Annotated in this window: 7 protein-coding genes and 1 pseudogene; 3 read left to right on the top strand and 5 right to left on the bottom strand. The window is 61.8% G+C overall.

Annotated features, from left to right (window positions below):
* The 4 genes from EN914_RS24865 to moaA form a co-directional block, all read right to left on the bottom strand.
* Positions 1–495: DMT family transporter (locus EN914_RS24865; protein WP_164778888.1), on the bottom strand; the 495-nt coding region annotated here is incomplete at its 3' end.
* 221 nt (positions 496–716) lie between these two features.
* Entirely contained in the window at positions 717–1,076 is a 360-nt protein-coding gene (locus EN914_RS24870; protein WP_013531701.1) for a hypothetical protein, read from the bottom strand.
* Positions 1,077–1,195: 119 nt separating this feature from the next.
* Positions 1,196–1,666 (bottom strand): hypothetical protein, encoded by a 471-nt coding sequence (locus EN914_RS24875; RefSeq protein ID WP_024503302.1) that lies wholly within the window; start codon positions 1,664–1,666, stop codon positions 1,196–1,198.
* A 54-nt stretch (positions 1,667–1,720) separates the two neighbouring features.
* Positions 1,721–2,716 (bottom strand): GTP 3',8-cyclase MoaA, encoded by a 996-nt coding sequence (gene moaA / locus EN914_RS24880; RefSeq protein WP_024503301.1) that lies wholly within the window; start codon positions 2,714–2,716, stop codon positions 1,721–1,723.
* A gap of 199 nt (positions 2,717–2,915) precedes the next feature.
* Between moaA and EN914_RS24885 the strand changes: the two genes are divergently transcribed.
* Positions 2,916–3,269 carry a gamma-butyrobetaine hydroxylase-like domain-containing protein gene (locus EN914_RS24885; RefSeq protein WP_013531698.1) on the top strand — a complete coding sequence of 118 codons (354 nt, stop codon included), beginning with the start codon at positions 2,916–2,918 and terminating at the stop codon, positions 3,267–3,269.
* A gap of 65 nt (positions 3,270–3,334) precedes the next feature.
* A complete protein-coding gene (locus tag EN914_RS24890; protein ID WP_024503300.1) occupies positions 3,335–3,946 on the top strand; it encodes a pyridoxamine 5'-phosphate oxidase family protein in 612 nt (203 codons plus the stop codon).
* A gap of 18 nt (positions 3,947–3,964) precedes the next feature.
* Here the strand turns inward: EN914_RS24890 and EN914_RS24895 are convergent, their stop codons facing one another.
* Positions 3,965–4,417 carry a MarR family winged helix-turn-helix transcriptional regulator gene (locus EN914_RS24895; protein ID WP_013531696.1) on the bottom strand — a complete coding sequence of 151 codons (453 nt, stop codon included), beginning with the start codon at positions 4,415–4,417 and terminating at the stop codon, positions 3,965–3,967.
* Positions 4,418–4,464: 47 nt separating this feature from the next.
* Here EN914_RS24895 and EN914_RS24900 point away from each other — a divergent pair.
* Positions 4,465–4,654: pseudogene (locus EN914_RS24900) on the top strand (alpha/beta hydrolase); the annotation flags it as partial.

A 4,654-nucleotide genomic window follows, 5' to 3' on the forward strand; every position in this document is an offset into this window, starting at 1 on the left:
ATCGCGCACCGCGCAGCAGGCGACGCTGGCCAGCGCCGACAGCGAGTAGACGCTGAACCCTTCGAAGCCCGGCCGCACGATGATCAGCACGCCGGCAAATCCGATGGCGATGGCCAGCCAACGCCGCCAGCCGACAGTCTCGCCAAAGACAAGTGCCGCTCCCATCGTCACCGCCAGCGGCAGCGCCTGCAGCACCGCCGAAACATTGGCGATCGGCAGATGGGCGAGGGCGACGAGGAAACTCACCGTTGCGCCGGCCTCGCTGATCACGCGCAAGGCGACCAGAGGCTGCAGCATCGAGCCCGGGCGGGCGAGAGCGCCGCGCTGCCAGGCGAGCAGACCGACGAAAAGCGATGCGAAAGCCCCACGGATCAACATGACCTGCGCCATGTTCATCGATTGCGACGAGTATTTGGTGATGGCGTCATTGAGGGTGAAGCCGGCCATCGCCACCATCATGAACAACGCGCCGCGAAAATTTGGAGACAGGGGCAAGACGGCTACCGGTTGTGCTAATACATATCGCCCAAAAGTGACCACGGTTTTGGGGAAACGACATGCATAAGAAACAAAGACCTGAAGCGCGTGGCCTGAATCCGTTCAAACGCGACGCGCTTTAGGCAGCAAGCCTGTAACAGTCGGGCATGAAACAGCAACAGCAAAGGACTGGGCCACAGCCTTGTTTGTGGCCCGGAATATCGCCTGCGATGGCGAACTTACTTCTTCGGCGTAAGCACCTCGGTGCCATTGCCTTCCTTGCCGGCGATCGTCCAAAGACCGTGCAGCGAACCGTCCGCCGCCACCTTGTAGACGACGAGGCCAATGTCCTTGTCCATGACATAGCCGGCGGAGAAGGCATCATCGTTGCGCATGCAGATGCCGTCGGAAGATGAGCCACCAGTTTCCCAATGGATCGCGCAGGTCGTCCCGCTGGTCAGCGTGATGGTGGCTTCGCCGCCATAGGCCGAGCCGTCGAAATTGGTGCCGGCGACCGTATAGGTGCCGCCGATCGACTGCGCCGCCGCGGGCACGGCCGCGAGGCCAAGCAGTGCCAGAGAAAGAACGAGTTTGCGCATGGTGTATCCCCCTGTGAGCGAAGAGCAGCTTCCAGGGGAAGGCTAGGCTGGAACAGACTGGCCGTAAATCCGGCTGCGGTTCGCGAACAAGACTTTTTCTGGGGTGTGGTTCGAAACCGTCATGGCCCCTTGAGACTGCCGGCGATGGCGCCGACCAGCGGATCGTATTTCGACTTCAGCGCCGGCGGGTAGTCGACCCAGACCGTACGGATGATACCGTCTTTCCCAAACAGACGTCGCTCGTAGAATATCTTTCCATCCCTCAGGCCCGACAGCACGGCCCAGTCCTTTCCGGCCTTGCTGTAGGTGATCTTGTAGCCCGGCTCCTTGCTCGCCTTCTCCGCCGCGACAAAGCCTTTCGGCGTGTCGTCGTCGACGTTGAGGATGCCCGAGCAGATCAGGCTGGCGCCATCGGCGCTCAGCCATTGCTGTCCGTCGCCATTGTCGGGCTCCGGCTGGCGATCGGTGAAGACGTCGTCGGGAAAGGTGCAGACAGTGCCGAAGCGATCGTTCACATAGGTGAATGGCGCGGCGACCGCACTGGTTGCTGCCATTGTCGCAATGACCAGGAATGAAGAGTGCAGCCGCATGCTCGCCTCGAAGTCATGATCCCGAAGCGATATTGCATAAATTTCACGGAAAGATCAGCCGCCAGTGACGCTCATGTGGCGCGACACCGATGGGCGGCTGGTGCGGCGGTCGATGATGAAGTCATGGCCCTTGGGCTTGCGGCCGATGGCTTCGTCTATTGCTTCGGCGACCAGCTCGTTGCCTTCCGAGGCGCGCAAGGGCGCGCGCAGATCGGCGGCATCTTCCTGGCCGAGACACATATAGAGGGTGCCGGTGCAGGTCAGCCGGACGCGGTTGCAGCTCTCACAGAAATTATGCGTCATCGGCGTGATGAAGCCGAGCCGTCCGCCGGTCTCGGCGACCTGGACGTAGCGCGCCGGGCCGCCGGTCTTGAAGGGAATGTCGGTCAGCGTGAACTGGCCTTCGAGCGACGCGCGCAGCAGCGACAGCGGCAAATACTGGTCGGTGCGGTCGGCATCGATCTCGCCCATTGGCATGGTTTCGATGACCGTCAGGTCCATGCCGCGGCCATGCGCCCAGCGCATCATCTCGGGCAGCTCGGCGTCGTTGAAATCCTTCAACGCCACTGCGTTGAGCTTGACCTTGAGCCCGGCCGCCTGCGCGGCATCGATGCCTTGCATGACCTTGTCGAGATGGCCCCAGCGGGTGATCTTGTGGAATTTGTCGGCATCGAGCGTATCGAGCGACACGTTGATGCGCCTGACGCCGCAATCGGCGAGTTCGGCGGCAAAGCGCGACAGCTGCGAGCCGTTGGTGGTCAGCGTCAGTTCTTCCAGCGCGCCGCTTTCGAGATGCCGCGACAGCTGGCGCACCAGATGCATGATGTTCTTGCGCACCAGCGGCTCACCGCCGGTCAGCCGCAATCGCCTGACGCCCTTTTCGATGAAAACCGTGCACAGCCGGTCGAGCTCTTCCAGCGACAGCAGGTCCTTCTTCGGCAGGAAGGCCATGTCCTCGGCCATGCAATAGGTGCAGCGGAAATCGCAGCGGTCGGTAACCGACACGCGGAGATAGCTGATCGTGCGGCCGAAAGGATCAATCATGTCCATGCTTCAAGCGCTTCCTGTGGCCGTGAACGGCTTCGTTATATACCGCTATGTGATACGATCCGGCCTGCTGTTCAAGATAGCGCCTCTCGATCTTTGGTAACATCTCTCAGCCGACATCGCATGTCGGTCGGTCTCATCAGACCTTTTCCCGTTTGGCGAAGCGGCGTAGGGAAGGGCGGATGACACGGGATCGAACAGCATGACCGCACCGAAAGAACTCAGGGTTTCCAAGGACCGCAAACTTCTGTCCGTCACCTTTCCCGACCACCATCCGTTCGAACTGCCGGCGGAACTGCTGCGCGTCGCCTCGCCATCGGCCGAAGTGCAGGGCCATTCGCCGGATCAGCGGGTGACGGTCCCCGGCAAGCGCAATGTGGCGATCCTGAAGATCGAGCCGGTCGGCAACTACGCCGTGCGCATCACCTTCGACGATTTCCACGACACCGGCATCTTCACCTGGAACTACCTGCATACGCTCGGCCACGAGAAGGATGCGCGCTGGGAAGCCTATCTCGCGGAGCTTGCGGAAAAGGGATTGAGCCGGGACCGCTAGGGCATCGCTGTCGTGAAGATGTCATCGATCTGGGGTAGCGCCGGCAAAGGTTTGGAGGCGAAAACATGTCCGTCATCACCACGGTCGAGCAGCTCGAGGCACTCTATGGCATTCCAGGCGAGGCCTCGCTGGTCAAGGAACTCGACCACATCATTCCCGAATATGCTGCCTTCATCGAAGCCTCGCCCTTTGTCGCACTGGCGACCAGCGGACCGGAGGGGCTTGATTGCTCGCCGCGCGGCGATCTCGCCGGCTTCGTGCGCATCCATGATCCGAAAACGCTGATGATGCCGGACCGACGCGGCAACAACCGCGCCGATTCGCTGAAAAACATCATCCGCGACCCACGCGTCGGCCTGCTGTTCCTGGTGCCGGGCTCCGGTACGACGCTGCGCGTCAACGGTCGCGCCCACATCACAACGGATACAGCGCTGTGCGCGTCATTTGCGGTGGACGGCAAGGCGGCGCGATCGGTAACCGTCGTCGACATCGATGCGGTCTATTTCCAATGCGCCCGGGCCATCGTCCGCTCCGAGCTCTGGAACCCGGCAAGGCATGTCGAGCCGAAGTCGCTGCCGACGCCCGGACAGATCCTGGAAATCACCAGCCGCAAGAACATCGACGGCGAAACCTACGACAAGGAATGGCCGGAACGGGCGAAGAAGACGATGTGGTAGGGTTGGGCTGAAGGGCGCTCAAGCCTCATTCAGCACATCATAGATCTTGCGCATCTGCTCGCCGATCATGTCGCATTGCTCCGGCGTCGACTGGCTCATCGCCTTCTCGATCAGCGCCATATGCACTTTCAGCGCCTGCATCAGCAGCGCCTCGCCGGCCTCGGTGAGCGCGAGCCGCAGGATGCGCTTGTCCTTCTCGTCGCCTTCGCGGCGCAGCAGGCCACGCGCTTCCAGCTGCGGCAACAGCATGGTGATGTTGGAGCGGCCGACGAGCAGCTTGCGGGCAAGATCGTGCTGCGACATTCCGGGGTGGCGATAGAGGTTCATCAGCACGTCGAGCTGCGCCGGCTTCAAATCGAGCGGCGCAAGTTTCACCGCCAGCGTGCGCTCAAGCACATGGCAGGCGCGCGCCACCGCGACCCAGTTGCGGAAACGCGGGTTGTCCCAAGGCAGCTCTTGTTTATTGTTCATCTTTGAACTATTATGTTCATGCTTGAACGTATGGATGGATTCTCACCATGGCATCATTCGGGCTGAAGGTCATCCGGGGCGTGTTCGGTGCGGCAGAGCGTGTCGCGCCGCGGCTCAGCGGACGCGCGGCGTTCGAATTGTTCTGCCGCACCCCGAATGTCAAGGCGCTCAGCGATGGCGAGCGCCGCGCTGTCGAGCGTGCGACGGGGTTCATGACCGAGGCGCGTCATCACCGGC

This window comes from Mesorhizobium sp. M7A.F.Ca.CA.001.08.2.1, from assembly GCF_003998455.1.
Classification (GTDB): Bacteria; Pseudomonadota; Alphaproteobacteria; order Rhizobiales; family Rhizobiaceae; genus Mesorhizobium; species Mesorhizobium ciceri.

Coding starts and splice junctions, on each gene's coding strand:
- EN914_RS24870 (WP_013531701.1), bottom strand. CDS start 1,076: ATGCGCAAACTCGTTCTTTCTCTGGCACTGCTTGGCCTCGCGGCCGTG.
- EN914_RS24875 (WP_024503302.1), bottom strand. CDS start 1,666: ATGCGGCTGCACTCTTCATTCCTGGTCATTGCGACAATGGCAGCAACC.
- moaA (WP_024503301.1), bottom strand. CDS start 2,716: ATGGACATGATTGATCCTTTCGGCCGCACGATCAGCTATCTCCGCGTG.
- EN914_RS24885 (WP_013531698.1), top strand. CDS start 2,916: ATGACCGCACCGAAAGAACTCAGGGTTTCCAAGGACCGCAAACTTCTG.
- EN914_RS24890 (WP_024503300.1), top strand. CDS start 3,335: ATGTCCGTCATCACCACGGTCGAGCAGCTCGAGGCACTCTATGGCATT.
- EN914_RS24895 (WP_013531696.1), bottom strand. CDS start 4,417: ATGAACAATAAACAAGAGCTGCCTTGGGACAACCCGCGTTTCCGCAAC.